This is a genomic window from Streptomyces sp. NPDC000880, from assembly GCF_053599675.1.
The window spans coordinates 1-22,734 of the sequence record NZ_JBSFMS010000026.1 but is presented as its reverse complement, the minus strand read 5'-3'; the positions used below and the strand labels follow the sequence as shown (position 1 = coordinate 22,734).

21 protein-coding genes, 2 pseudogenes and 1 riboswitch are annotated in these 22,734 nt (G+C 70.5%); of the genes and pseudogenes, 10 read left to right on the top strand and 13 right to left on the bottom strand.

Annotated features, from left to right (window positions below; translation table 11 throughout):
- Window positions 1–75 precede the first annotated feature (75 nt).
- The 3 genes from ACWDO5_RS11725 to ACWDO5_RS11715 all read right to left on the bottom strand — a co-directional run bounded on the left by ACWDO5_RS11725 (window position 76) and on the right by ACWDO5_RS11715 (window position 3,405).
- The gene (locus tag ACWDO5_RS11725; RefSeq protein ID WP_450530143.1) at window positions 76–1,146 is read right to left on the bottom strand and encodes a prenyltransferase; all 1,071 of its coding nucleotides are present in this window, start codon (window positions 1,144–1,146) and stop codon (window positions 76–78) included.
- Window positions 1,143–1,877 carry a class I SAM-dependent methyltransferase gene (locus ACWDO5_RS11720; protein ID WP_450530142.1) on the bottom strand — a complete coding sequence of 245 codons (735 nt, stop codon included), beginning with the start codon at window positions 1,875–1,877 and terminating at the stop codon, window positions 1,143–1,145. The genes ACWDO5_RS11725 and ACWDO5_RS11720 overlap by 4 nt, the downstream gene beginning before the upstream one ends.
- Window positions 1,878–2,028: 151 nt before the next feature.
- Window positions 2,029–3,405 (bottom strand): glycosyltransferase family 4 protein, encoded by a 1,377-nt coding sequence (locus ACWDO5_RS11715; RefSeq protein ID WP_450530141.1) that lies wholly within the window; start codon window positions 3,403–3,405, stop codon window positions 2,029–2,031.
- Between the two features lie 198 nt (window positions 3,406–3,603).
- On the opposite strand from ACWDO5_RS11715, the gene ACWDO5_RS11710 reads away from it, so the two are divergent.
- Entirely contained in the window at window positions 3,604–4,242 is a 639-nt protein-coding gene (locus ACWDO5_RS11710; RefSeq protein ID WP_450530140.1) for a TetR family transcriptional regulator, read from the top strand.
- Window positions 4,243–4,400: 158 nt separating this feature from the next.
- On the opposite strand, the gene ACWDO5_RS11705 is transcribed toward ACWDO5_RS11710, so the two are convergent.
- The 6 genes and pseudogenes from ACWDO5_RS11705 to ACWDO5_RS11680 all read right to left on the bottom strand — a co-directional run bounded on the left by ACWDO5_RS11705 (window position 4,401) and on the right by ACWDO5_RS11680 (window position 8,526).
- A complete protein-coding gene (locus tag ACWDO5_RS11705) occupies window positions 4,401–4,634 on the bottom strand; it encodes a ferredoxin (RefSeq protein WP_450530139.1) in 234 nt (77 codons plus the stop codon).
- Window positions 4,634–5,122, bottom strand: a pseudogene (locus ACWDO5_RS11700) (aldehyde dehydrogenase family protein); the annotation flags it as partial. The pseudogene ACWDO5_RS11700 and the gene ACWDO5_RS11705, both read right to left, overlap by 1 nt.
- A 504-nt stretch (window positions 5,123–5,626) precedes the next feature.
- Window positions 5,627–5,701, bottom strand: a complete 75-nt coding sequence (locus tag ACWDO5_RS11695) for a 50S ribosomal protein bL37 (RefSeq protein WP_383804791.1) — start codon at window positions 5,699–5,701, stop codon at window positions 5,627–5,629.
- Between the two features lie 100 nt (window positions 5,702–5,801).
- A pseudogene (locus tag ACWDO5_RS11690) lies at window positions 5,802–5,998 on the bottom strand (aldehyde dehydrogenase); the annotation flags it as partial.
- A gap of 183 nt (window positions 5,999–6,181) precedes the next feature.
- On the bottom strand, window positions 6,182–7,201 hold the full coding sequence (locus tag ACWDO5_RS11685) for a hemolysin family protein (protein WP_450530138.1): 1,020 nt from the start codon (window positions 7,199–7,201) through the stop codon (window positions 6,182–6,184).
- Window positions 7,198–8,526: a hemolysin family protein gene (locus ACWDO5_RS11680; RefSeq protein WP_450530137.1), complete on the bottom strand. Its 1,329-nt coding sequence runs from the start codon at window positions 8,524–8,526 to the stop codon at window positions 7,198–7,200. The genes ACWDO5_RS11685 and ACWDO5_RS11680 overlap by 4 nt, the downstream gene beginning before the upstream one ends.
- Before the next feature lie 516 nt (window positions 8,527–9,042).
- On the opposite strand from ACWDO5_RS11680, the gene ACWDO5_RS11675 reads away from it, so the two are divergent.
- The gene (locus ACWDO5_RS11675) at window positions 9,043–9,498 is read left to right on the top strand and encodes a tellurite resistance TerB family protein (protein WP_450530136.1); all 456 of its coding nucleotides are present in this window, start codon (window positions 9,043–9,045) and stop codon (window positions 9,496–9,498) included.
- A gap of 73 nt (window positions 9,499–9,571) precedes the next feature.
- Here ACWDO5_RS11675 and ACWDO5_RS11670 read toward each other — a convergent pair whose 3' ends face one another.
- Both ACWDO5_RS11670 and ACWDO5_RS11665 read right to left on the bottom strand, forming a co-directional pair.
- The gene (locus tag ACWDO5_RS11670) at window positions 9,572–10,501 is read right to left on the bottom strand and encodes a M56 family metallopeptidase (RefSeq protein ID WP_450530135.1); all 930 of its coding nucleotides are present in this window, start codon (window positions 10,499–10,501) and stop codon (window positions 9,572–9,574) included.
- Window positions 10,502–10,506: 5 nt separating this feature from the next.
- Entirely contained in the window at window positions 10,507–10,914 is a 408-nt protein-coding gene (locus tag ACWDO5_RS11665; protein WP_450530134.1) for a BlaI/MecI/CopY family transcriptional regulator, read from the bottom strand.
- 266 nt (window positions 10,915–11,180) lie between these two features.
- On the opposite strand from ACWDO5_RS11665, the gene ACWDO5_RS11660 reads away from it, so the two are divergent.
- Both ACWDO5_RS11660 and ACWDO5_RS11655 read left to right on the top strand, forming a co-directional pair.
- Window positions 11,181–11,426: a hypothetical protein gene (locus ACWDO5_RS11660; RefSeq protein ID WP_450530133.1), complete on the top strand. Its 246-nt coding sequence runs from the start codon at window positions 11,181–11,183 to the stop codon at window positions 11,424–11,426.
- 13 nt (window positions 11,427–11,439) lie between these two features.
- Window positions 11,440–11,805, top strand: coding sequence for a hypothetical protein (locus tag ACWDO5_RS11655; protein WP_450530132.1), 366 nt, complete (start codon window positions 11,440–11,442; stop codon window positions 11,803–11,805).
- On the opposite strand, the gene ACWDO5_RS11650 is transcribed toward ACWDO5_RS11655, so the two are convergent.
- Together ACWDO5_RS11650 and ACWDO5_RS11645 are read right to left on the bottom strand one after the other, a co-directional pair.
- The gene (locus ACWDO5_RS11650; protein WP_450530131.1) at window positions 11,771–13,069 is read right to left on the bottom strand and encodes a phosphodiester glycosidase family protein; all 1,299 of its coding nucleotides are present in this window, start codon (window positions 13,067–13,069) and stop codon (window positions 11,771–11,773) included. The two genes, ACWDO5_RS11655 and ACWDO5_RS11650, sit on opposite strands and share 35 nt — an antisense overlap.
- Window positions 13,070–13,395: 326 nt before the next feature.
- Window positions 13,396–14,127 carry a class I SAM-dependent methyltransferase gene (locus ACWDO5_RS11645; RefSeq protein ID WP_450530130.1) on the bottom strand — a complete coding sequence of 244 codons (732 nt, stop codon included), beginning with the start codon at window positions 14,125–14,127 and terminating at the stop codon, window positions 13,396–13,398.
- Window positions 14,128–14,342: 215 nt separating this feature from the next.
- Window positions 14,343–14,413, top strand: a riboswitch (cobalamin riboswitch).
- Between the two features lie 129 nt (window positions 14,414–14,542).
- Between ACWDO5_RS11645 and ACWDO5_RS11640 the strand changes: the two genes are divergently transcribed.
- The 6 genes from ACWDO5_RS11640 (at window position 14,543) to ACWDO5_RS11615 (ending at window position 22,628) form a co-directional block, all read left to right on the top strand.
- Window positions 14,543–15,784 (top strand): prenyltransferase/squalene oxidase repeat-containing protein, encoded by a 1,242-nt coding sequence (locus tag ACWDO5_RS11640; protein WP_450530129.1) that lies wholly within the window; start codon window positions 14,543–14,545, stop codon window positions 15,782–15,784.
- Window positions 15,784–16,443, top strand: a complete 660-nt coding sequence (locus tag ACWDO5_RS11635; RefSeq protein WP_450530128.1) for an SCO2322 family protein — start codon at window positions 15,784–15,786, stop codon at window positions 16,441–16,443. The genes ACWDO5_RS11640 and ACWDO5_RS11635 overlap by 1 nt, the downstream gene beginning before the upstream one ends.
- Before the next feature lie 524 nt (window positions 16,444–16,967).
- Complete coding sequence (locus ACWDO5_RS11630) at window positions 16,968–18,026, top strand: energy-coupling factor transporter transmembrane component T (RefSeq protein ID WP_450530180.1); 1,059 nt, start codon at window positions 16,968–16,970, stop codon at window positions 18,024–18,026.
- Complete coding sequence (locus ACWDO5_RS11625) at window positions 18,023–19,789, top strand: ABC transporter ATP-binding protein (RefSeq protein ID WP_450530127.1); 1,767 nt, start codon at window positions 18,023–18,025, stop codon at window positions 19,787–19,789. The genes ACWDO5_RS11630 and ACWDO5_RS11625 overlap by 4 nt, the downstream gene beginning before the upstream one ends.
- Window positions 19,786–20,616 carry an ECF transporter S component gene (locus ACWDO5_RS11620; protein WP_450530126.1) on the top strand — a complete coding sequence of 277 codons (831 nt, stop codon included), beginning with the start codon at window positions 19,786–19,788 and terminating at the stop codon, window positions 20,614–20,616. The genes ACWDO5_RS11625 and ACWDO5_RS11620 overlap by 4 nt, the downstream gene beginning before the upstream one ends.
- A gap of 437 nt (window positions 20,617–21,053) precedes the next feature.
- Complete coding sequence (locus tag ACWDO5_RS11615; protein WP_450530125.1) at window positions 21,054–22,628, top strand: purple acid phosphatase family protein; 1,575 nt, start codon at window positions 21,054–21,056, stop codon at window positions 22,626–22,628.
- Window positions 22,629–22,734: the final 106 nt, after the last annotated feature.

The following is a 22,734-nucleotide window of genomic DNA, read 5'->3' as shown; positions in this document are numbered from 1 at the left end:
AAGGCTCTCCGCCCCCGGCCCGCGGGCTATCACCACCCCGCGATGGGAGCTTGCGAAGCCGCCGGCCGGAATGGCTCAACAGCAGTCGGGCGCCAGCCCGCTCGGCAGCCGTTCACCGCCGAAGACCGCGGTGGTGGCCTCATCTCCCCCCAGGGCGGCCACCGCAAGCAGCAGCGATCCCGCCGTCCAGGTGGTGAGCTCCTCCGGCCACATGGCCCGGTTTCCCTCGAAGACGTACCCCGTCCAGTACAGGCCACCGTCGGCCCGCAGATGCTGGACGGACTGGAGGATCTCCAGCGCCCGGTCGGACTCGCCCATCACCCACAGGGCCAGGGCCAGTTCACAACTCTCACCGCCGGTAACCCAGGGGTTGGGCAGCACACACCGCACCCCGAGGCCGGGGACCACGAAATCGTCCCAGCTCTGCTCGATACGGGCCTTGGCCTCCACGCCTGTCAGCGCGCCGCCGAGGATCGGGTAGTACCAGTCCATGGAGTAGCGGCTCTTGTCGAGGAAGCGCTCGGGGTGCCTGCATATTGCGTGCGCGAGCGCGCCCGCCGCCAACTCCCAGTCGGGCTGTGGCTCTTCGCGCTCCTCGGCGATCGCCAGCGCGCAGCGCAGCGCCTGATGGACCGACGAACTGCCGGTGAGCAGCGCGTCGTTCACCACAGTGCCGTCCGCCTCCCGCTTCCAGCCGATCTGGCCGCCGGGCTGCTGCAGCTCCAGTACGAACTCGATCGCGGCGAACACGGCCGGCCACATCCGGTCGAGGAACATCTCGTCGCCGGTGGCGAGGAAGTGGTGCCAGACGCCGACGGCGATGTACGCGCAGAAGTTCGTCTCGCGGCCGCGGTCGGTGGGGCGGTCCGCGTCGCCGTCGTGGTACGCGGCGTACCAGGACCCGTCCCGGTTCTGGTGCCGCGCCAGCCACTCGTACGCACGAGCCGCGGCCTCGTGCTCGCCCGCCGCGTCCAGCGCCATGGCTGCCTCGGTGTGGTCCCACGGGTCGAGGTGGTGCCCGCGGAACCACGGAATCGCCCCGTCCGCGCGCTGCGCGGCGAGTATCCCCGCCACCGTCTCGGCGGCTTCCTCCGCGGTGAGCACCCCGGGCAGGACGAGGTGCTCCGTGCGGCCCGGAGAGGTCACTTGGCGGCCGCCGCAGGCAGATGCGGCTTGGTCGCGTACGCCACGAAGCTCTTGCCGATCAGCGGGTTGAGCGCCTGCTCGGCGAGGCGGGTGGCCAGTGGCTTCTTCATGATGTCCCAGACGAGCAGCTGGTGGTACGCCTTGACCGGCAGGGCCTTGTCGTTGTCCACGCCGAAGGCGCACTTGAGCCACCAGTAGGGCGAGTGCAGCGCGTGCGCGTGGTGCGTGCCGTACGGCTTGAGCCCGGCCTCCCGCATCTTGCCGAGCAGCTCGTCGGCCCTGTAGATGCGGATGTGGCCGCCCTCCACCTCGTGGTACGCGTCGCTGAGCGCCCAGCAGATCTTCTCGGGGCCGTAGCGGGGGACGGTGACGGCGATGCGCCCGCCGGGCTGGAGGACCCGCACCATCTCGGCGAGCACACCCTTGTCGTCCGGGATGTGCTCCATCACCTCGGAGATGATCACGACGTCGAACGACTCGTCGGGGAAAGGGAGGTTGAGGGCGTCGCCCTCCATGGCGGTGGCGGTCGCGCCCTCGGGCGCCTCCCCGGCGTCCTTCATCGCGGCGAACCACTTGGCGACCTCGCGGATCTCCTCGCCGTTCTGGTCGAGCGCCACGACCTGCGCACCGCGCCGGTAACACTCGAACGCGTGCCGCCCGGCGCCACACCCGAGATCGAGCACGCGGTCGCCTGCGGCAAGCGGAAAGCGGGAGAAGTCGACGGTCAGCACGAGGTCGGCCTGCCTTCGAGGTCGGAGGAACCAGTTCCTGTGGCCGCGGAGCGGCGAGCGCCCTGGACGCACCGTGCCCAGGAAGTACGTTGGGCCGCGGAGCGGCCGAGATGCGGGACCGCGGAGCGGAAAGGGGCCTGGGCGCACCGCGTCACCGGGCAACTCCTGTGGCCGCGGAGCGGCCGGGAGACGGGGCCGCTGAGCGGGCCGAGGGCTGCCGGGACGCGATCGCCTCGCGGTAGTGCTCCGCCGTGCCGATCGCCGCCTGGCGCCAGGTGAACCGGGCCAGCACCCGCTCCCGGCCCGCCGCCCCCAGCCGTACACGCAGCTCGGGATCGCCGAGCAACCGGCCCAACGCAGCCGCCAGCGCCCCCGCATCACCGGGCCGCACCGCCAGGCACGTCTCCCCGTCCGGCCCGGCCACCTCCGGAATCGCACCTCCGGTCGTGGCGACGAGCGGCGTCCCCGTCGCCATCGCCTCCGCCGCCGGCAGCGAGAAGCCCTCGTACAGCGACGGCACACACGCGATCTGCGCGCTCCGTGCCAGGTCGACCAGTTCCACGTCCGTGATGCCCTTGACGAACTCGACGGAGTCCTCGAGCCCGTAACGCTCGATGAGCTGCGCGACCGGCCCGTCCTCCGCGCGCTTGCCGACGACGACGAGATGGGCGGCGGGGTTGTCCGTACGGAGCTTCGCCAGTGCCTCGACCAGGTGTACGAGGCCCTTCAGCGGGACGTCCGCGCTGGACGTGGTGACGATCCGGCCGGGGACCTCCGCGACTGCCGGGTCGGGCGACCACAGGTCTGTGTCGGCCCCGATGTGCACGACATGGACGCGATCGCTCCGCACCCCGAGGTGGTCCACGATCTCCTGCTGCGAGGAGCCGGAGACGGTGAGCACGGACGGCAGCCGCCGGGCCACCCGCTTCTGCATCCGCGTGAAGCCGTACCAGCGCCGCACCGACGCCCGCCGCCGCCAGCTGTCCGCGGCGTCCAGCTCCAACTGGCGGTCGACCGTGATCGGGTGGTGGATGGTGGTGACCAGCGGCGCGCCGAGGTCGGCCAGCAGCCCGTACCCGAGCGTCTGGTTGTCGTGGATGACGTCGAACTGCCCGCGCCGCGCCGCCAGATGACGCCGGGCGCGCAGCGAGAAGGTCAGCGGTTCGGGGAAGCCGCCGGTCCACATCGTCGCGACCTCGACTGCGTCGATCCAGTCGCGGTACTCGCCGGGCTTCGGCGTACGGAACGGGTCCGGACTCCGGTAAAGATCGAGGCTGCCCAGCTCGGTGAGCGGCACGCCTTCGTCCAGTACGGGGTAGGGCTGCGCGCCTATCACCTCGACGCTGTGGCCGAGCCGGGCGAGCTCGCGCGAAAGGTGCCGGACATAGACGCCCTGGCCGCCGCAGAAGGGGTTGCCCTTATAGGTGAGGAGCGCGATGCGCAGCGGATCGTCACCGCCGGACGGGCGCCCGGACGACCCCCCGGACAGGCCCGACCGAGGGCCGACCTCTATGGCCTCAGCGGTCACTCACGGCCCCCTTCTCACTGCGTTTTCGCCGGAGCGTAACCGCTCGCGCTAATCTAGAACAAGTTACAGACTTGATCGTTCAAGGAGCTTCGAATCTACCGGCAGGTAGCGCCGCTGTGAGGGCCGGATCAGGTGATTCGCGCCACGACTGGCACGCTGCATGCTGTGCGATCCGGACTCGGGCGTGGAACGGGACATATGAGAGCGGAAGCCAAGTCTCCGGGGCCGTCGTCGCCGCCCCTGACAGAACGCCAGGAGGCGCGCCGGCGTCGCATCCTGCACGCCAGTGCGCAGCTGGCCAGCCGGGGCGGCTTCGACGCGGTGCAGATGCGCGAGGTTGCCGAGTCCTCGTCCGTCGCGCTCGGCACGCTCTACCGTTACTTCCCCTCCAAGATCCATCTGCTGGTCGCCACCATGCAGGACCAGCTCCAGCACATGCACACGACACTGCGCAAGCGGCCCCCGGCCGGGGACAGCGCGGCGGAGCGGGTCGCCGAGACGCTGATGCGGGCGTTCCGCGCGCTGCAGCGGGAACCGCATCTCGCGGACGCGATGGTGCGAGCGCTGACCTTCGCGGACCGCAGCGTGAGCCCCGAGGTGGACACGGTGTCCCGGCAGACGACGGCGATCATCCTGGACGCGATGGGTCTGGAGAATCCGACGCCGGAGCAGCTCTCCGCGGTCCGCGTGATCGAGCACACCTGGCACTCGGCGCTGATCACCTGGCTCTCGGGCCGGGCGTCGATCGCCCAGGTGAAGATCGACATCGAGACGGTGTGCCGCCTCATCGACCTGACTGGGGCTCCGCCCCATACCCCGTCGGGGCTCCGCCCCTGATCCGGCTCCTCAAACGCCGGAGGGGCCGGAAGGTCCGGCCTGTCCGGGCTTGAGGACCGGGGGTCCGGGGGCGAAGCCCCCGGTTTCGGGATGGGGGTACCTCCCACGCCCGCCAGGGCGTAGGGGGGCGGGGAGGGCAACAAGCCTGCCGCAGGCGCCTAGTCCTCCGGCGGAAAGACCGGCTCCCCGCCGTCCAGCAGCCTGATCGCGATCGCCTCCACCGGGCAGTTCTCCGCCGCCGCCAGGATCTGCTCATTGGCATCGGTGTCGGCGGTCTGCGGATGCGACTGCCGCGCCGAGTCCAGCGCGAACCCCTCGGGGGCGTGGCTCACGCACATGCCCGAGCCGATGCACACGCTCCGGTCGACCTCGACGTGCCAGCGGTCACCCATCACTCACTCCCGTACTCGGCCGGCAGATGGATCATCTTGTGCTCCAGGTACGAGCCGTACCCCTCGGGCCCGAACTCTCGCCCCAGGCCTGAGTTCTTGTAGCCACCGAACGGCCCGAGCATATCGGGGCTGAGAGTATTGACGTTGTATGTCCCGGTTCTGACTCGCCGAGCGAAATCGACGCCGCGCTCGACGTCCGCGGTCCAGACGCTGCCACTGAGCCCGTAGTCGGAGTCGTTCGCGATCTTCGCCGCGTCGCTCTCGTCCCCGTACGGCAGCAGGCAGATCACCGGCCCGAAGATCTCTTCGCGGGCGATGCGCATCGAGTTGTCGACCCCGCCGAAGAGCGTCTGCTCGACGTACCAGCCCCGCTCCAGACCGGCCGGTCGCCCGCCGCCGGTGAGGATCTTGGCGCCTTCCTCCTGGCCGATCCTGATGAAGTCCAGCGAACGCTGCTGCTGGCGCCTGGCCACCAGCGGCCCGACCTGGGGGCGCACGACGAATGCCGCGGCAAAGTGGCGAAGCTCGAGATCACCTGCACGCCGGGGGAACTGGCCGGGATGAAGACCTTGCCCAGCGTGGCCGCCATGTAGGCGTAAACGCCGAAATCGAACCACTCCATCATGTTGCCGAGCGCCGCGGCCGAGACCGCTCGCCGCACCTCTGGCCTGTCGGTGACGGTGACGTCCTCGGCGATGAGCGACTTCTTGCGGCGGCGCAGCAACGTGCGCAGCATGCGGTCGGTGGCGGAGCGGCGGCCACCCTGTGGCGGCCTGCCGCTACCAGGATTCGGCGGTGTACTACGGCCCGTACTTATCTCATCCCGTCGACAGGTTCGAGGGTACGGGGATCACGATTCCGTAATGCCGTTCTTGTCATCATATGTACTGCTGCTCGCAGTTTCGACTGCGGAGCTGGGGCCCACGAGCCTCGCCATCTCGAGCACGGTTGCCGCAGGCGACTGCCAACCGGCTTCCGTGCGCTCGGTCGGCTCAGGCGTTGGGACGCTTGCCGTGATTGGCCTTCCTCTTCTTACGGGCGCGTCGCTTGTTCCCTCGCTTGGCCATGGCGTACATCTCCCTAATCAGGACTTTCCACGCCTTGGCCAGTCTAGATTCGGCCCGAGGTGTCCGCATCAGCGGTGCCGCGGCCACAGCGCTGCGTCGCCCGCGGCCAGGGTCCTTCGTCGAAGGCCTTGCGTGCGGCGGCCACCGCCCGGGGGCCGCGGCCAGGGTCCTTCGTCGAAGGCCTTGCGTGCGGCGGCCACCGCCCGGGGGCGAGACAACCTCGTCGGCGTCGCCGCCGAGAGGATCGGTCAACTCCCCGCCGTTGAACAGCTTTCCGTGTTCCACAAGCTCGGTCATGGCTGCCGCCTCCCGCCACTCGACGCTTTCTGACACTGTTTCAGGACTGTCACCGCTGCGCGGGCATGGCCCGAGTCAACGCGCCGTTGCTGTCGGGCCCGACCCGCGAGCCAGAAACCGCGCGGGTCTTGGCCAACGCCCGGCGGCAGGGATGCCTGCCGGGCATCGATCGTGTGCCGGCTGTCAGGCGGCGGCAGCAGGTCCGACCAGTTCCTCCAGAACGTCTTCCATGGTGACGAAGCCGATGACGGTGCCCTTGTCACCGGTGACGGCCGCCAGGTGGGTGCCGGCTGCCCGCATGGCGGTCATGGTGTCGTCCAGCGGGCTGTCGATCTCGACCCGGATGATCGGGTGCAGGGCGCTGCGCTGGAAGGGCCGGGTGCGCTCGGCGACGCCGAGGGCGTCCTTGATGTGCAGATAGCCCAGCACCTCGTCCCCCGGGCCCGTCACCGGCAGCCGGGAGAAGCCCGAGGCCGCGGCGGCCCGCTCCAGCTGCTGCGGGGTGATGTCACCCCCGACGGTGATCATCTTGTTCAGCGCCACCATCACCTCCCCGACCGGGCGGGTGCCCAGTTCCAGTGCGTCCTGAAGGCGCTCGCCGTCTGCGGGGTCCAGCAGCCCGGCCTCGCTGGAGTCCTTGACCAGACGGGCGAGTTCGTCGTCGGTGAAGACGGCGGCGACCTCGCCCTTCGGCTCCACCTTGAGCAGGCGCAGGATGGCGTTGGCGAACGCGTTGATGCCGAAGATGACCGGCCGCATCGCGTGGGTCAGGGCAACCAGCGGCGGGCCGAGCAGCAGCGCGGTCGGCGCCGGTGCGGCGAGCGCGATGTTCTTGGGGACCATCTCGCCGATCAGCATGTGCAGATACGTCGCCACCGTCAGCGCGATCACGAACGCGATGGGGTGGATCAACGCCTCGGGTATGCCGATGGCGTGGAACGGCGGCTCCAGCAGGTGCGCGATGGCCGGCTCGGCGACCGCGCCGAGCACCAGCGAGGAGACAGTGATGCCGAGCTGGGCGGTGGCCATGACGGCGGAGAGGTGTTCCAGGCCCCACAGGGTGGGCTTCGCACGCCGGTTGCCCTTGCGCGCCTGGGGTTCGATCTGGCTGCGGCGTACGGAGATCAGGGCGAACTCGGCGCCGACGAAGAACGCGTTGGTGATGAGCGTCAGCGCGCCGATCAGAAGCTGGACAGTGGTCATCGGGCTTCCTTCGCGCTCCGCGGGACGGTGGCGGTGATGCGGACCCGGTCGGCACGGTGGTGCTCGACGTGGAGAACGGCGAACTGCCAGCCGTCCACCTCGATCCGGTCGGCCAGGGTCGGGAGGCGCTCCAGCCGGGTGGCGATCAGCCCGGCCAGGGTCTCGTACGGGCCCTCGGGAGCCGCGAGACCGATCTCTTCGAGCTGGTCCAGGCGGATACTGCCGTCCGCCTCCCACACCGCGCGGCCGTCAGGTGACGGCTCGACGGGCATCAGGTCGGGCTGTTCGTGCGGGTCGTGCTCATCGCGGACCTCGCCGACGACCTCCTCGACGATGTCCTCGACAGTGGCGACTCCGGCGGTGCCTCCGTACTCGTCAATGACGACAGCCATGGTGCGGCTCTCCCGCAGCCGCTGAAGGAGGCGGTCCACGGGCAGCGAGTCGGGCACCAGGAGCGGCTCGGTGGCCAGGTCTGTCACAGGGGTGTGGTCACGCTTGTCCTCATCGAGGGCGAGGACGTCGCGAATGTGGACGGTGCCGATCACCTGGTCCAGGCTGTCGCGGTAGACCGGGAACCGGGACAGGCCGGTGGCCAGGGTCAGATTGGTGGCGTCCGTGGCGGTGGCGTGGGCTCCCAGGGCTTGGACGTCCACGCGCGGCGTCATGACATTCTCCGCGGTCAGCGTGCCCAGGTGCAGGGTGCGAACGAACAGCTCGGCCGAGTCCTTCTCCATCGCGCCTTCCCGTGCGGAGTGCTGTGCGAGCGCGACGAGCTCCTCGGGCGTGCGGGCGGAGGCCAGCTCTTCTTGCGGCTCCAGGCCGAAGCGCCGGACGAGATGGTTCGCGGTGTTGTTCAGGTGCCGGATCAACGGGGCGAAGGCGGCGGTGAAGCCGCGCTGCGGGCCCGCCACGACCTTGGCCACGGCCAGTGGGCTGGAGATCGCCCAGTTCTTCGGCACCAGCTCACCGACCACCATCAGCACCACCGTGGCTATGGTGACGCCCAGCAGGGTCGCGGCAGTGGAGACCGCCCCTGCCGGCAGACCGACGACTTCCAGCGGGCCGCGCAGCAGCGCGGCCAGCGACGGTTCGGCGAGCATGCCGATGACCAGTGAGGTCACCGTGATGCCCAGCTGGGCGCCGGAGAGCTGGAAGGTCAGCCGCTTGGCGGCCTTCAGCGCACTGGCGGCGCCTCGCTCGTCGACCGCGGCGGCGCGTTCGAGCTCGCTGCGCTCGACAGTGGTCAGGGAGAACTCAGCCGCGACGAACACCGCGCAGGCGAGGGTCAGGGCAAGAGCAAGGAGCAACAGGAGTACTTCGGTCACCGTGCCACCCCCGGTCCCTGACTCAAAGGCTGCGGGCGGGCTGTGGCACGGCTGATACTGGGAGGCTCACCCATTGCGGGTCTGCTGCTCCTTCTCGGCTCGGCGGATCGGGCGGATCCGGTGTGATTCGGGGGTGGTTCGGGGTGGGACAGTGTCCCCGACCTTACGGTAAAGGATCCGCAAAGGCTCCTGGTCGGACGGCCTTGCGGCCTCCCCTGGGCTCTTTTCGGACCTTCCCCGCCGGGCGGACGGGATGCGACCCCGGCAGGGAGTCCCAACCATTATGTTTCTACACGCGTGTAGAAAAAGCGAGAGGCGGCCCGGATGTTCCCGGGCAGCCACGACGCGCTCACCCGCTTCCCCGTCAGCCACCACGGGGGTCACCACGCTGGCGGCCACCAGAGAGGACCGAGGTGCTCCTGCCGCCCCTGATAGCTTCTACACTGTTGTAGAAGAAGCGGTGGTCCGGGCCGCCCCCATACGGTCCGGACAGCCCCTGACCCGTACGGAGTCCTCATGGCACTGTGGGATCGCATCAAGGAATCCGCATCGACGATGCAGACCCAGCTCAACGCCAAAAAGAACGATCTCAAGAGCGGCGCGTTCCGCGACGCGAGCATGGCGATGTGCGCGCTGGTCGCGGCCGCCGACGGCACTATCGACCCGTCCGAACGCCGCCGGGTTGCCCAGCTCATCGCCGGCAACGAGGTGTTGCAGAACTTCCCCGCCGACGACCTGCAGCGCCGCTTCGACGAGAACCTGAACAAGCTCACCGCCGACTTCGACTTCGGCAAGGTGAGCGTGCTCCAAGAGATCGCCAAGGCGAAGAAGAAGCCCGCCGAGGCCCGCGCCGTCATCCAGATCGGTATCGTCATCGGCGGCGCCGACGGCGACTTCGACAAGACCGAACAGGCCATCGTCCGCGAAGCCTGTTTCACGCTCGACCTGCAGCCCCACGAGTTCGACCTGTAAACCCGGATTCGAAGGTGAGGGGCGTTCCGGCCCGGCCGGAACGCCCCTCACCTTTGTTGCGGAAACCCCACTGTCACAGCGACGTGGCCGCCTTCAGGACGAAGAACAAGGTGACCGCCGAATTCGCCGAGGACAGGGCCGAGACCGTCGTACCGGCTGCGGCGGCCCAGGTTGCCATGCCCACGCCTGTGAAGACGGACGGCCAGGTGCGCGCGGCAGGGGCCGGGCCGAGCAGGGCCGCGACCCGGCGCGGCACCGGACCCGGCGCGGCCATGCCGGCGAGCGTCGCCGCGGGCGCGCCGCGGGAGACCAGTGCGGCCTTGCCGATGGCGCGGGCCATCACCCGCCGGTTGCCCACCGCGTCGGCGGCGTCCTCGTCCGCCCACCGCTCCACGGTGTAGGTCACAGCGGTGCGCAAAGGCCGCAGGAACGGGTTGGCCCGTGCAGCCAGCTGCACGGTGAGCAGGAACCAGTGGTGACGGCAGGTCAGGTGGGCCCGCTCGTGTGCGAACAGCGCGCGCCGCTCCGGCGCGTCCAGGCACGTCAGCAGCGCCGTGGACACCACGATCCGGCCCCGTCTGCCGGGCAGCGCGTAGGCGTAGGGCACGCCGTCGGGCAGCACCGCCACCGGCGTATCGGGCAGTCCGATCAGCGCGCGTTCGGCGCTACGGCGCACGCGCTGATGCCGCCACGACGCCTTCACACAGGCCGTGATCACCACGATGAGGGCGGGGATGGCGGCCTTGCCCGCCACCTCGTCGTAGGGCACCGCCTCGCGCACCTCCGGGTCCGACCAGCCGTCGGGGAGCGGATTACCCGGCAGCTGCGCGGTACCGACCACCACCAGCAGCGCCAGACACAGCGTGCTGCACACCGCAAGCACCCCCGCGACCGCGGACAGCAGCCGGGTCGCGGTACGCGGGTGCAGATGGTGCGCGGCCAGACGTGCGATGGGCCAGGCAGTTAAGGGCAGCACCAGGGGCAGGAAGACGAAGACGCCCATGACACCTACTCTTCCGGCTCGTCGGTCGCCTGGGCCAGCAGGTCACGCAGCAGCTGTTCGTCGCCCGGCGTCAGGGCGGTCAGGAAGCTGGCCAGGACCGCCTCCCGGTCCGCCTCGGCGTCCAGGACCTTCCGCATGCGCAACGCAGCCAGTCCCGCCTCGTCCGCGGTCGGAGTCCACTGGAAGGACCGGCCCGCGCGCTGCCGGGCCACTGCCCCCTTGGCATGCAGGCGGGTCAGGATGGTCATCACCGTGGTGTAGGCGAGGCTGCCTCCGAGCCGCTCCTGCACCCAGGCCGCGGTCGCGGGCCCCGAGGCCTGACGCAGCGTGGACAGCACCTGTGCTTCCAGCTCGCCCTGGCCGCGCCGACTCGGCTGGTCCAGACCGCCCTTGTTCTGGTGCGTCACGTCCATCCCCTCCCGCCGTGGTGCCCACACGCTGCCTGGGTGGTTCATCGTACTGAGTGGTGGCCCGGCCGCCTGCCGCGCGAGGTGGCCGCGGTCACCCCCAGCAACTTCTACAGTGCTGTAGATTCTAGGGACTGCCGCCTCACCGGAACAGGACGTCACCACGTCGGCATCCGCGATGCACCTTCCCGTCTGCCCGCAATCCGGCGAGCGCGGCAAGCCCGCGGTCGCGGCTGGTGGCCCGTGGACAGACACGATCGGGGGACTCTTCGATGCATGCGCCTGACCACCTCGAGGCGGAAGACAGAACAGACTTCGAGCAGGTGCTGCGCCTCGCCCTGGACACCCCGGAAATCCGCGAGGTCCTGAGGCGCCCCGGCGTGCAGTTCGACGCCGGGCGTCTGCGCATCCAGGCGCCGGCCGCGACCGAGGCCATCTCGGCTGCGGCTGCCGCCGAGTACACCGCCTACTTCCGACTGCGGGCCCGCGGCCGTAAGTTCCGCGGACCGCCGTCTTGAGCGCCCACAAGAGGTGGATGCTTCGACGGGTGGCCGCGGGCTGCTGGCGGCGCTGACTGTGGTCGCTCCGATCCTGTCCGTCGCGGCGGCGGTGATATTCCTGCTCATCGGCTACGCCCTACGCCTGGTCGATACCCAACGCCCCCTCGCCGATGCACTGGTGGGCACGGGATGGATCACCGCAGCCCTGGCGGCACTCGCGGTGCTCATCGCGGGCGCCGCGCTGATCGTCACCGCCGCCCGGCACCGCTCCGCCCCCGGCGGCCATCCGCCCCACGATGCCCCGGTGAACAGGACTGGCCCGGGCCAAGAGGCCCGGGCCAGTCATCGCGGTGCCGACAGCGTCAGCCCTCGCTGCGGTGGTACGGGGTGTTCATGAAGACAAGGGCGTCACCGACGGCCCGCTCACTCGTCCCGCTCGGCTGGTTGACCAGTGCGCCCTTGACCGACATGGCGGTGGAGCCGCCGCCGTCGAGATTGACCGCGTTGTACATGCCCAGCGCGTCAGCGACGGCAGCCGTCTCGTCCATCGTGGTGCCGACGCTGGTGGTCATGCGGCCGTCGATCGTCGCGAGCACGATCTTCCCGTCCTTCGTCGTGCCGGCGATGGTGCGGGGGTTGCGCGCGAAGAAGCTGTCCGAACCGGCCGGCACCACTATCTCGCCGTCCGCCGTGAGCCGGTAGCGGCCGGTCACGCCGAACATCCCCTTGCTCGGCGTGAGCTTCTTACCCTGCTCGTTGACCAGGGTGGAGGTCTCCTTGAGGCATCCCTTTCCCGCTACCTGCAGCAGGGACGCCGCGTCCCGGCCCGTCGCCTGCAGGGACGTCTGACCGTCCTTCAGCGCCGTGCCACGGGTCGTCGACGTACGCACCACGCAGTCGTGCTTGTCGAGGACGACCTCCAGACCCGCTCCGGACGGCGTGGCCTCGGCGAACTCCGGGGTGAACTTCACTACATCGCCGGGCACGGTGCACTGGGTCTGGTCGGCGAGACCGGCGCAAGCGGCCGGAACGACCGGCGGGTGGTTGATGAACTCCAGCGGCAGCGTGGCCATGGTCTTCTTGTTCTGCACGCCACCGGACCAGCTCAGCTTGCCCATGAGGACCCGGTTGGTTTTGGCGTCCACGACGAAGTTGGCCTCAGCGCTGTCGTTGACGGGCTCGCTGAGGAGCTTTCCACCGAACAGGCCCAGGCCCACCGGGTCGCCGGGGTACTGCGCACTGGCGGTGAAGGTGAAGAAGGAGGCGTTGACTCCGGCCAGGGCCCCGGAGGAGCGAACGAGGTCGGTGGTCTTCTCAACCTTGGCCAGGTCCGGTCCGTAGGTGGCCTTCAGGTGCCCGCGGGTCTTCTTGGGGTCGATCGTCAACACGTTGACGACCCAGGGGCCACGCGTCGTGGTGTTGATCTGGTCGGCCGGAGCGGGCTCGGTCCCACGGACGATGCGGGTCAGTGTGACGCCGTCGGCCAAGGTCTGTCTGCTGCGAGTCTCCGACAGATTGGCATCGCCCAACGGAAGGCGCGCTTCAGCGGATGCGGCTTGGCTGGCCGGAGCGAGGACGAGGGACAAAACGGCAGTCGTAGCTGCCGTCGTGACCAACGCGGCACGCTTCAGCCCGGATACATAGCGGGAGTTGGAAGTCATGCCCGCGAGCTTGTTCGGCTTGGGGAAACTCCAGCCGCTGTTGTAGATGATCGATCGGCGACATGTGGGTTAAGGACTGCTGGGAGAAAAGAGGTCTTCAGGCGTCGCCCGACAGATGCCTCGCGCCGGCGAATCGTCGCAGGTCAGCCAACCCCCCAGTAACACAGTCGACTTGGGCGAATCATTAGAACCAGTTCTAGTTAGCTGCGGATGTGGCAGCGGCCCTCCTGAGGCGGGGCCATTGCGCAGGGGGAGGCGCGCCTCTCGAGCGTCGGACTGTTGTCAGGAACGACCGAACCTCCGTCGGTTCAGTCATGATCCGTCGATCACGGCGCCGGCCGGAGAGCGACGAAGACGAACTCCTTGCCTGGCCGATCGGGTGCGTCGCGCACTTCTTGCAGTACATATTCATGCGCGATCAGGTCCGCCTCGACTTCCTGCCGCTCACGGAACCTCAGGGTTGAATCGGACGTCAGCATCTGCCCGTCCGCAGCGAACACGTAGTTCCAGCGAAATGTCACCAGCGGTCCGGTGACCTCGATCAACTCGACCCAGCTCTCGACCGCACCGACGTCCGGAATGTTCGTGACGCCGTACGAGGTTTCGAGGTTCCACGTTTCCCAGGCGCGCTTGGACGGATCCCGAGTCTCGAATACGAGATGCCCACCCGGCCGGAGTGCTTCGTAAGCGCCTTTCAGTGTCTTCTGCCATGTGCTCGGGGCGACGATTTCCTGGGAAGCGTTCGCCGTCATGGTGACGAGGTCGACCTGCAACGGCGGAAGCGCTGTCGCGTCACCGCAGATCCAGCGAACCCGATCGCTGCCCCGCTTGCCCCGGGCCACATCGATGGAGGCTTGGGCGGGATCAACACCGACGACCTCGATCCCGCAATCAGCCAGCAGGAGTGCGAATACGCCTGTGCCGCAGCCGATGTCCAGCACCCGCCCCGCACCGAACTGCTCTGCGAGGTGGAGGTAGGCATCCAGGTCGCTGCGATCGGGATCGAGCGGGTCGTAAATTGCAGCCAGCCGCGGGTGTTTGAAGATCTCGTCAGCCATGCGCCCGAAGGTATAGGGGGAGGGCGGCCAACGGGGCTCAGTTTGGTCGGCGACCAGTGCCACCACAGGCCGCGGGTCGGACGCCGGGTCGAACTCGGGCTCATCTACGTCGCCACCGTGCGGGAGTGGGCTGCGCAGCCTCGCCAGACAGCGGCTCCGGGCATCGCCCGCGACCGGCCGGTAGAGTGAGCGAGTCGTCATCATGCCCGTACGGGGGGAAGCCGGCGCAAATCCGGCACTGACCCGCAGCCGTGAGCCGCCGTCACAGGCGGCGAGTCGGAATGCCTCGTACGCGGTCGTGACCGGCTCGTCGCCACCGGAACCGCCGGTGGCAGGCACCGTCGAGGATACGGAGCCGAGCCCTGGTGCCTCAGCGTGCCTGTGCCCGGCTCCCGCAGGAGAGGCCCAGCCCGCCATGACCACCCTTCGCCGCAGCGCCGCAGCGCTCGCCGCCTCCGCCGTACTCGGCATGGCAATCGCCTCGGCCGCCGCACCGGCCGCGATCGCAGCGCCGACCCCGACGCCCTCCACCGTGCTGCCGTCCGGCCTGTACGGCACGGGCGATCCGACCTACGACGGAGTCTGGCGGCAGTCGCTGGCGCTGCTCGCGCAGGACACGGTCGGCCTTAAGCCTGCGGCGAAGGCGGTGGACTGGCTGACCGGGCAGCCGTGCGACAACGGGGCCTTCCCCTCGTACCGCGCCGACGCGACCAAGCCGTGCGACGCGAAGCTGCCGCTGGACTCCAACGCAAGCGCGGCCGCCGTGCAGGCGCTCGCCGCGCTCGGGGGGCAGGACGCCACCGTGAAGAAGGCGGTCGGCTGGCTGAAGTCCGTCCAGAACGCGGACGGCGGCTGGGGCTACAACCCGGGCGGGGCCAGCGACGCGAACTCCACCTCCATAGTTGTCGGCGCGCTCGCGGCGGCAGGCGAGAAGCCGGACGAAGCGAAGTCGAAGGGCGGCAAGACACCGTACGACGCACTGCTGACGTTCGCACAGCCGTGCGGCGGGAAGGACGGCGGGGCGTTCGTCTTCCAGCCGAAGCAGCCGGGGATCGTCGCCGACTCCACGGCGGCCGCGGTGCTCGGGGCGCACGGCAAGGGGCTTGTCGTGACCGCGGGCGCGAAGGACGCGAAGGGCACGGTCTGCGAGAAGTCGACGACCCTCGAGGGCTCGGCGCACAACGGCGCGGCGTATCTCGCGACCGCGCTCGCCAAGACGGGACACCTGGACACCCCGCCGATGCCGGGCGCGACCGACCCGAAGCCGAAGCCGGACTTCGGGAACACGGCGGACGCGGTCGTCGCGCTGACCGCGCAGGGCCTGGGCGACGAGGCGAGGAAGCCGCTCGCGTGGCTGCAGCAGAACTCCGCGGCCTGGGCGAAGGAGTCAGGCCCCGCGGCCTACGCCCAGCTCATCCTGGCGGCGCACGCGGCCGGCGCGGATCCGAAGAGCTTCGGCGGTACGAACCTGGTGGCGGGCTTGAACGCGACGGGCCCGGCGCCGGAGAAGCCCGAGGCGGCCGCTGACAAGAAGGACTCCGGCTCCTCCGACTCCGGCTCGGGCGACGGGGTGTGGTGGATCGTCGGCGCGTTCTTCGTCGCCAGCGTCGGCGCGGGCATCCTCTTCAGCGGCCGCCGCAAGAACCAGCAGCGCTGATGCGTACGCGTCTGCTCGCCCTGGTCCTCGCGCTCGGCACCGCACTGACGGTGCTGGGCGCGGGGCCGGCGCAGGCGGCCGGCTACCGCTACTGGTCGTTCTGGCAGAGCAGCGGCGGCACATGGACGTACGCGACAGAGGGCCCCGCGACGGCTAAGCCCGCGGACGGCTCGGTGAACGGCTTCCGCTTCTCGGTGAGCGAGGACAGCGCAGATTCGGCGAAGCCGCGTACGGCTGCGGACTTCGAGGCGATCTGCGGCGGTACGCGACCGAAGTCGGGCGCGAAGCGGATCGCGCTCGTCATCGACTCCGGCACGCAGGCGGACGCCCCCTCGGGCGAGACACCCCCGGCGTCACGGGTGGCGTGCGCGCAGGTGCGGCCGGACGCGACGACCGCGGAGGCGCTGGCGGAGGTGGCGAAGCCGCTGCGGTACAACAGCCAGGCGCTGCTCTGCGCGATCTCGGGCTACCCGGAGACGGGCTGCGGCGAGCAGGTCGCGGCAACGGGGCCGAAGGCCCCGGCCGCGACCAAGGCGGACGCCGCCGACGACAACAGCGGCCCATCGGTGGGCATGCTGGCGGGCCTCGCGGCAGTCCTCGCGCTGGGCGTGGCGGCTGTGTGGCAGTCCCGCCGCCGCAGGTACCCAGGTCCGCGGTGAGCGTGGGCCTGGGGGCGTTGATGGTTACTCTCCGATGGGTGGCTTCGCGGGCGACCCCCGACAGGAACGCGCCCGCGGCCGTCCCGTCCCGGTGGGGAGAGGCCGTGCAGGGTGGGCCCCGCAGGGGATCGGCGGCAATCACCGGGGCACTGGGCAACGGCCAGTACGCCGCCGGCCCCGAGGAGTCCAGCCCGACGGGGCCGGTACCGGGTCCGTGGTTGCCGTGGGCCAGGGGGCGTTGGTGGTTGCTGTCCGGTGGGTGGCCTCGCGGGCGAACCCGGCCGCCGGGCCCGACCACTGCGGAAGCCGCGTCCCGTATCCCCGCCGCAGGCGCCACACCCCGAAGCCCGCACACAGCGACACCGGCGACGCACCCCGAAACCCCCACCCTCGCCGCAGGCGCCACACCCCAGAACCCGCACCGCACAGCACCGACCAACCCGGAACCCGCGACCCGCACCCCCGCGCCGGAGGCGACCCGCAGACTCCGGCTCCGCGCGCCCGAGGCGAATCGGAGCAACGCCATCCATGCCGGGGCCTGGTGGCTGTGGGCCCTCGGGCTTGCCACCGCCGCGTCCCGGACCACCAACCCCCTCCTCCTCGGCCTCCTCGTCGGCGTCGCCGGATACGTCGTCGCCGCCCGCCGCACCGACGCCCCCTGGGCCCGCTCCTACGGCGCCTTCGTCAAGCTCGGCCTCGCCGTGCTCGTCGTCCGGCTGCTCTTCTCGGTCTTCCTCGGCTCCCCGATCCCCGGTACGCAAACCCTGTTCACGCTGCCCGAAGTGCCGCTGCCCGACTGGGCGAAGGGCGTCCGTGTCGGTGGCCGGGTCACGGCCGAACAGTTGGTCTTCGCTCTGTACGACGGCGCCAAGCTGGCGACCCTGCTGATCTGCGTGGGCGCCGCGAATGCGCTCGCGAATCCGGCGCGGCTGCTCAAGTCGCTGCCGGGCGCCCTGTACGAGGCCGGCGTCGCTGTCGTCGTCGCCATGACGTTCGCGCCGAACATGGTCGCCGACGTCGTACGCCTGCGTACCGCCCGGCGTCTGCGCGGCCGCCCCACCGGCGGCATCAAGGCGATCGCCCAGATCGGACTGCCCGTCCTGGAGGGCGCGTTGGAGCGCTCCGTCGCGCTCGCGGCCTCGATGGACGCGCGCGGATACGGGCGTACCGCCCAGGTCCCACCCGCCGTACGCCGGACGACGACCGTCCTCACCCTCGGCGGACTCCTCGGCGTCTGCGCGGGTTCGTACGGACTGCTGGCCGCCGCGGGCGCGTCGTACGGTCTGCCGCTCCTCGTCGCCGGGCTACTCGCCGCCCTCGCGGGCCTGTGGCTCGGCGGCCGCCGCTCCGTACGCACCCGCTACCGCCCCGACCGCTTCGGCCCGCGCTCCTGGCTGATCGCCGGCTCCGGCGCGGCCGTCGCCGCGCTGCTGATCAGGGCGGGTACATACGCCCCGGAGGCGCTGCACCCGGGCGTCATACCGCTGACCGCGCCGACGCTGCCACTGTGGCCCGCCGCGAGCGTCCTGATCGGCCTGCTCCCCGCCTTCGTGGCCCCGCTCCCCTCGAAGGAGACCCCGTGATCCGCTTCGAAGAGGTATCGGTGACGTACGGCGACGCCGACGCTCCCGCGATCCGCGACGTCGATCTGACCGTCCCCGAAGGCGAGTTGGTGCTCCTCGTCGGTCCGTCCGGTGTCGGCAAGTCGACGCTGCTCGGCGCCGTGTCCGGGCTCGTCCCGCACTTCACCGGGGGCTCTCTCCACGGCCGCGTCACCGTCGACGGCCGCGACACGCGCACCCACAAGCCCCGCGAACTCGCCGATCTTGTCGGCACGGTGGGCCAGGACCCGCTCGCCCACTTCGTCACCGACACGGTCGAGGACGAGTTGGCGTACGGCATGGAGTCGCTGGGCCTCGCCCCCGAGGTGATGCGCCGCCGCGTCGAGGAGACCCTCGACCTGCTCGGCCTGGCCGAGCTTCGCGACCGCCCGATCGCCACGCTCTCCGGCGGTCAGCAGCAGCGCGTCGCGATCGGCTCGGTGCTCACGCCGCACCCGAAGGTCCTGATCCTCGACGAGCCGACGTCGGCGCTGGACCCGGCGGCGGCGGAGGAGGTGCTGGCTGTCCTCCAGCGTCTGGTCCACGACCTGGGCACGACGGTCCTGATGGCCGAGCACCGCCTTGAGCGGGTAGTGCAGTACGCGGACCAGGTCATCCTGCTGCCCGCGCCCGGGACGCCCCCGGTGATCGGGGCGCCGGCACAGATCATGGCGATCTCGCCGGTGCATCCGCCGGTGGTGGCGCTGGGTCGGCTCGCGGGCTGGGACCCGCTGCCGCTGTCGGTGCGGGACGCGCGGCGTCGGGCGGGTGCGTTGCGGGACCACCTGACGGGGCTTTCCCCCACTCCGCCCCTTCCCTTTACCGGGGGCTTCGCCCCCGGACCCCCAGTCCTCAATCGCCGGACGGGCTTGTTTTCCCGCCGGACGGGCTCCAATGGAGCCCCGCCGGCGATTGAGGTGGGGGTCCCCCCACGCCCGCCAGGGCGTAGGGGGAAGGGTCCGGGGAGGGGTCCGGGACGGAGCCCCAGCCCGGGCGCCCCGCTCGCCGAGGTCCGCGCGCTCGGCGTTCGGCGCGGGCGCATCGAGGCTCTCCGCCGGCTCGCCCTCTCCGTCGCCCCCGGCGAGACCATCGCCCTCATGGGCCGCAACGGCGCCGGAAAGTCCACCCTCCTCGCCGCCCTCGTCGGCATGGTCGAGCCCACCTCCGGCACCGTCCTCGTCGGCGGCCGCACCCCCCACCGCACCCACCCCCGCGAGCTCGTCCGCCAGGTCGGCCTCGTCCCGCAAGAGCCGCGCGATCTGCTGTACGCGGACACGGTGGCCGCCGAGTGCGCGGCCGCCGACGCCGACGCGAACGCCGCCCCCGGCTCCTGCCGGGCCCTGGTCAGCGAGCTGCTGCCCGGCGTGCCGGACGCGACCCACCCCCGCGACCTCTCCGAAGGGCAGCGCCTCGCCCTCGCGCTGGCCATCGTGCTCACCGGGCGGCCCCCGCTGCTCCTCCTCGACGAGCCGACCCGCGGTCTGGACTACGCGGCGAAGGCCCGCCTCGTCGGCATCCTCAAGGCCCTGGCCGCCGAAGGGCACGCCATCGTCCTGGCCACCCACGACGTGGAGCTGGCGGCCGAGCTCGCGCACCGGGTGGTGATCCTCGCCGACGGCGAGATCCTCGCGGACGGCCCGACCGCCGAGGTCGTCGTCTCCTCCCCCGCCTTCGCGCCGCAGGTCGCCAAGGTCCTGGCCCCTCAGCAGTGGCTGACCGTGGCCCAGGTCCGGGAGGCGCTATGACCACGCCCCAGGCCCGCGCCGTACGCCTCGGCCCCCGCTCCATCGCCGCTCTCGCCCTGATCAGCGCTATCGGCGTCATCGCCTTCGGCTGGCCGCTGCTCGCGGACGCCGACTCCGGGCTCGCCCACTCCGCCGACGCCCCCTGGCTCTTCGCCGCGCTGCTCCCGCTCCTCGTGGCCGTCGTCGTCGCGACGATCGCCGACACCGGGATGGACGCCAAGGCGGTGGCGATGCTCGGCGTGCTTGCCGCGGTCGGGGCTGCCCTGCGCCCCCTCGGCGCGGGCACCGCGGGCCTGGAGCCCATGTTCTTCCTGATGGTGCTGAGCGGCCGGGTCCTCGGCCCGGGCTTCGGCTTCGTACTCGGCTCGGTCACGATGTTCGCGTCCGCCCTGCTCACCGGCGGTGTAGGCCCGTGGATGCCGTTCCAGATGCTGTCGATGGGCTGGTTCACGATGGGCGCGGGGCTCCTGCCCGGCCCGGACCGGCTGCGCGGCCGCGCGGAGCTGCTGATGCTTGGCGTGTACGGAGCCGTCGCCGCGTTCGCCTACGGCACCGTGATGAACCTCCAGGGCTGGACGTACATCGGCGGCCTCTCCTCCGGCATCTCCTTCCACCCCGGCGATCCAGTCCACGAGAACCTGGTCCGCTTCCTCGCCTACTGCGCGGCGACGTCGTTCGGCTGGGACCTGGGCCGCGCCGTGCTCACGGTCGTACTGACCCTCACCATCGGCTCGACCGTCCTCAAGGCGCTGCGCCGAGCCACCCGACGCGCCAACTTCGAGGCGCAGGTCACATTTCAGACCCCCGACAGGGTCCCTCCAGGGTGAGCCGTCCCACAGGCCTTTTGGCCTGTACGAAGCGGAATAGCAGACGCCAGAAACCCAGACAAACTCACCGATCTACGCCCCCATCTGTACGAACAGGTCTTGTCAAGCCCCGGGGCGTTTCACCCCAGGTGCGAGGACCTGATCTTCAACGCGTTAGCCGACGTCCTGCCCGACCTGCACCTCGCGGGCGGCCCGCGCCGGCTGGCTCGGCCTGGCTGAACGGCATCAAGGAACTCCAGGTCACCCACGGCTGACCTGCGACGCCGGGGGAGGCAGGGGCCACCCACCCACGCCAGGCCTCTGCCTCCCGTCGGTTCTCCGGGCGGTATCGACCAGGGGTCGGCCATAGGTCCATTTGGTGGACACATTGCGATTAGGTCGTCAACTGGACGACCGTGATACATGTATCCGCCACCCACCGCTGTAACGGTTTGCCCATGGATACACCCCGGGTCGGGATCCCCGACGACCTCGCCTCCCGTATGACGATGCCGGAGCAGCACGAGTATCTGCGCGCCCGCATCGGCCGCCGCGGACTGCTGCGGGCCGGATCCCTGGCCGCCGGCGCCGTCGCCGGCGCCGGACTGCTCGGCTCCAGCGCCACCACCGCGAGCGCGGCCACCTCCGCCCGCTCCTTCCTGCCGTCGTCGGCCGCCCCCCGGGTCGACGGGGCGCTGGTGGCCCCCTTCGGCCGGCACCTGGCCTTCGGCTCCGACCCCAAGACGAAGATGGCGGTCTCCTGGCAGGTGCCGTTCGCGGTGAAGAACCCCTATCTGCGGGTGGGTCTGCGACCTTGGGAACTGAGCCAGAAGTTCCAGGCGGAGGTACGGTCGCTGCACACGCCGTCGCTGTCGGCCAAGCTGCCCGCGGTGGACCAGTACTACCTGCATGTCTCGCTGGAGCGGCTGCGTCCCGGTACGACGTACTACTACGGCGTGGGCCACGACGGCTTCGACCCGGCGGACGCCCGTAACATCAACACCGTCAGCAGCTTCCGCACGGCTCCGTCCCACGCCGAGTCGTTCGTCTTCACCGCCTTCGGCGACCAGGGTGTCTCGTACGACGCCCTCGCCAACGACCAGGTGATCCTCGGCCAGAACCCGGTCTTCCATCTGCACGCGGGAGACATCTGCTACGCCGACCCCAGTGGCCAGGGCCTGAGCACGGACGTCTATGACGCGCGCGTCTGGGACCAGTTCCTGGCGCAGACCGAGACCGTGGCCTCGCGGGTGCCGTGGATGGTGACCACCGGCAACCACGACATGGAGGCCTGGTACTCCCCCAACGGCTACGGCGGGCAGAACGCGCGCTGGACCCTGCCGGACGGCGGCCTGGACCCCGTGAAGTCGCCGGGCGTCTACGCCTTCACGTACGGCAATGTCGGTGTGGTGGCCCTGGACGCCAATGACGTCTCCACCGAGATCCGCGCCAACACCGGCTACACGGGCGGCGCTCAGACGCGCTGGCTGGACCAGCGCCTGGGCGAGCTGCGCAAGAACAAGGACATTGACTTCATCGTGGTGTTCTTCCACCACTGCGCCTTCTCGACGACGAACCAGCACGCCTCCGACGGCGGCGTCCGCGACGCGTGGGTGCCGCTCTTCGACAAGCACAGCGTGGACCTGGTCGTCAACGGCCACAACCATGTGTACGAGCGCACCGACGCGCTGCGCGGCGGCGGCATCAAGCGCACGGTGCCGATCGGCGAGTCCATCAGCTCGGTACGGGACGGCATCGTGTACGTCACTGCGGGCGGCGCGGGTAAGGCGCTGTACAGCTTCCCGGTGCCGGACAGCTACGAGGGCCATGTCGCCGACCTCGAGAGCGTGCCGTCGTACCACTGGGACAAGGACGGCGTGAAGGCCACCGAGGCCGTGGAGTGGTCACGGGTGCGCTACACCGGGTTCTCGTTCCTCGCCGTCGAGGTGACGACGGGGAAGCGCCCGGAGCTGAAGGTCTCCGCACTCGCGGAGACCGGCGAGCGGGTGGACCACTTCACCATCACGCGCTGACCCGCCAACGCGCCTGGGGCCAGGTGCAGGTCGCGCCCGCCGCGGAGCCGGCAGCAACCGCGACGGTCACCGCCGGCGGAACGGTCACAAGTGGCGGGACGGCCGG

What these genes read in the sequence shown, in the direction of transcription:
- ACWDO5_RS11710 (WP_450530140.1), top strand. Translation starts at nt 3,604, where the DNA reads ATGAGAGCGGAAGCCAAGTCTCCGGGGCCGTCGTCGCCGCCCCTGACA.
- ACWDO5_RS11705 (WP_450530139.1), bottom strand. Translation starts at nt 4,634, where the DNA reads ATGGGTGACCGCTGGCACGTCGAGGTCGACCGGAGCGTGTGCATCGGC.
- ACWDO5_RS11685 (WP_450530138.1), bottom strand. Translation starts at nt 7,201, where the DNA reads ATGACCACTGTCCAGCTTCTGATCGGCGCGCTGACGCTCATCACCAAC.
- ACWDO5_RS11675 (WP_450530136.1), top strand. Translation starts at nt 9,043, where the DNA reads ATGGCACTGTGGGATCGCATCAAGGAATCCGCATCGACGATGCAGACC.
- ACWDO5_RS11670 (WP_450530135.1), bottom strand. Translation starts at nt 10,501, where the DNA reads ATGGGCGTCTTCGTCTTCCTGCCCCTGGTGCTGCCCTTAACTGCCTGG.
- ACWDO5_RS11665 (WP_450530134.1), bottom strand. Translation starts at nt 10,914, where the DNA reads ATGGACGTGACGCACCAGAACAAGGGCGGTCTGGACCAGCCGAGTCGG.
- ACWDO5_RS11660 (WP_450530133.1), top strand. Translation starts at nt 11,181, where the DNA reads ATGCATGCGCCTGACCACCTCGAGGCGGAAGACAGAACAGACTTCGAG.
- ACWDO5_RS11650 (WP_450530131.1), bottom strand. Translation starts at nt 13,069, where the DNA reads ATGACTTCCAACTCCCGCTATGTATCCGGGCTGAAGCGTGCCGCGTTG.
- ACWDO5_RS11645 (WP_450530130.1), bottom strand. Translation starts at nt 14,127, where the DNA reads ATGGCTGACGAGATCTTCAAACACCCGCGGCTGGCTGCAATTTACGAC.
- ACWDO5_RS11640 (WP_450530129.1), top strand. Translation starts at nt 14,543, where the DNA reads ATGACCACCCTTCGCCGCAGCGCCGCAGCGCTCGCCGCCTCCGCCGTA.
- ACWDO5_RS11635 (WP_450530128.1), top strand. Translation starts at nt 15,784, where the DNA reads ATGCGTACGCGTCTGCTCGCCCTGGTCCTCGCGCTCGGCACCGCACTG.
- ACWDO5_RS11620 (WP_450530126.1), top strand. Translation starts at nt 19,786, where the DNA reads ATGACCACGCCCCAGGCCCGCGCCGTACGCCTCGGCCCCCGCTCCATC.
- ACWDO5_RS11615 (WP_450530125.1), top strand. Translation starts at nt 21,054, where the DNA reads ATGGATACACCCCGGGTCGGGATCCCCGACGACCTCGCCTCCCGTATG.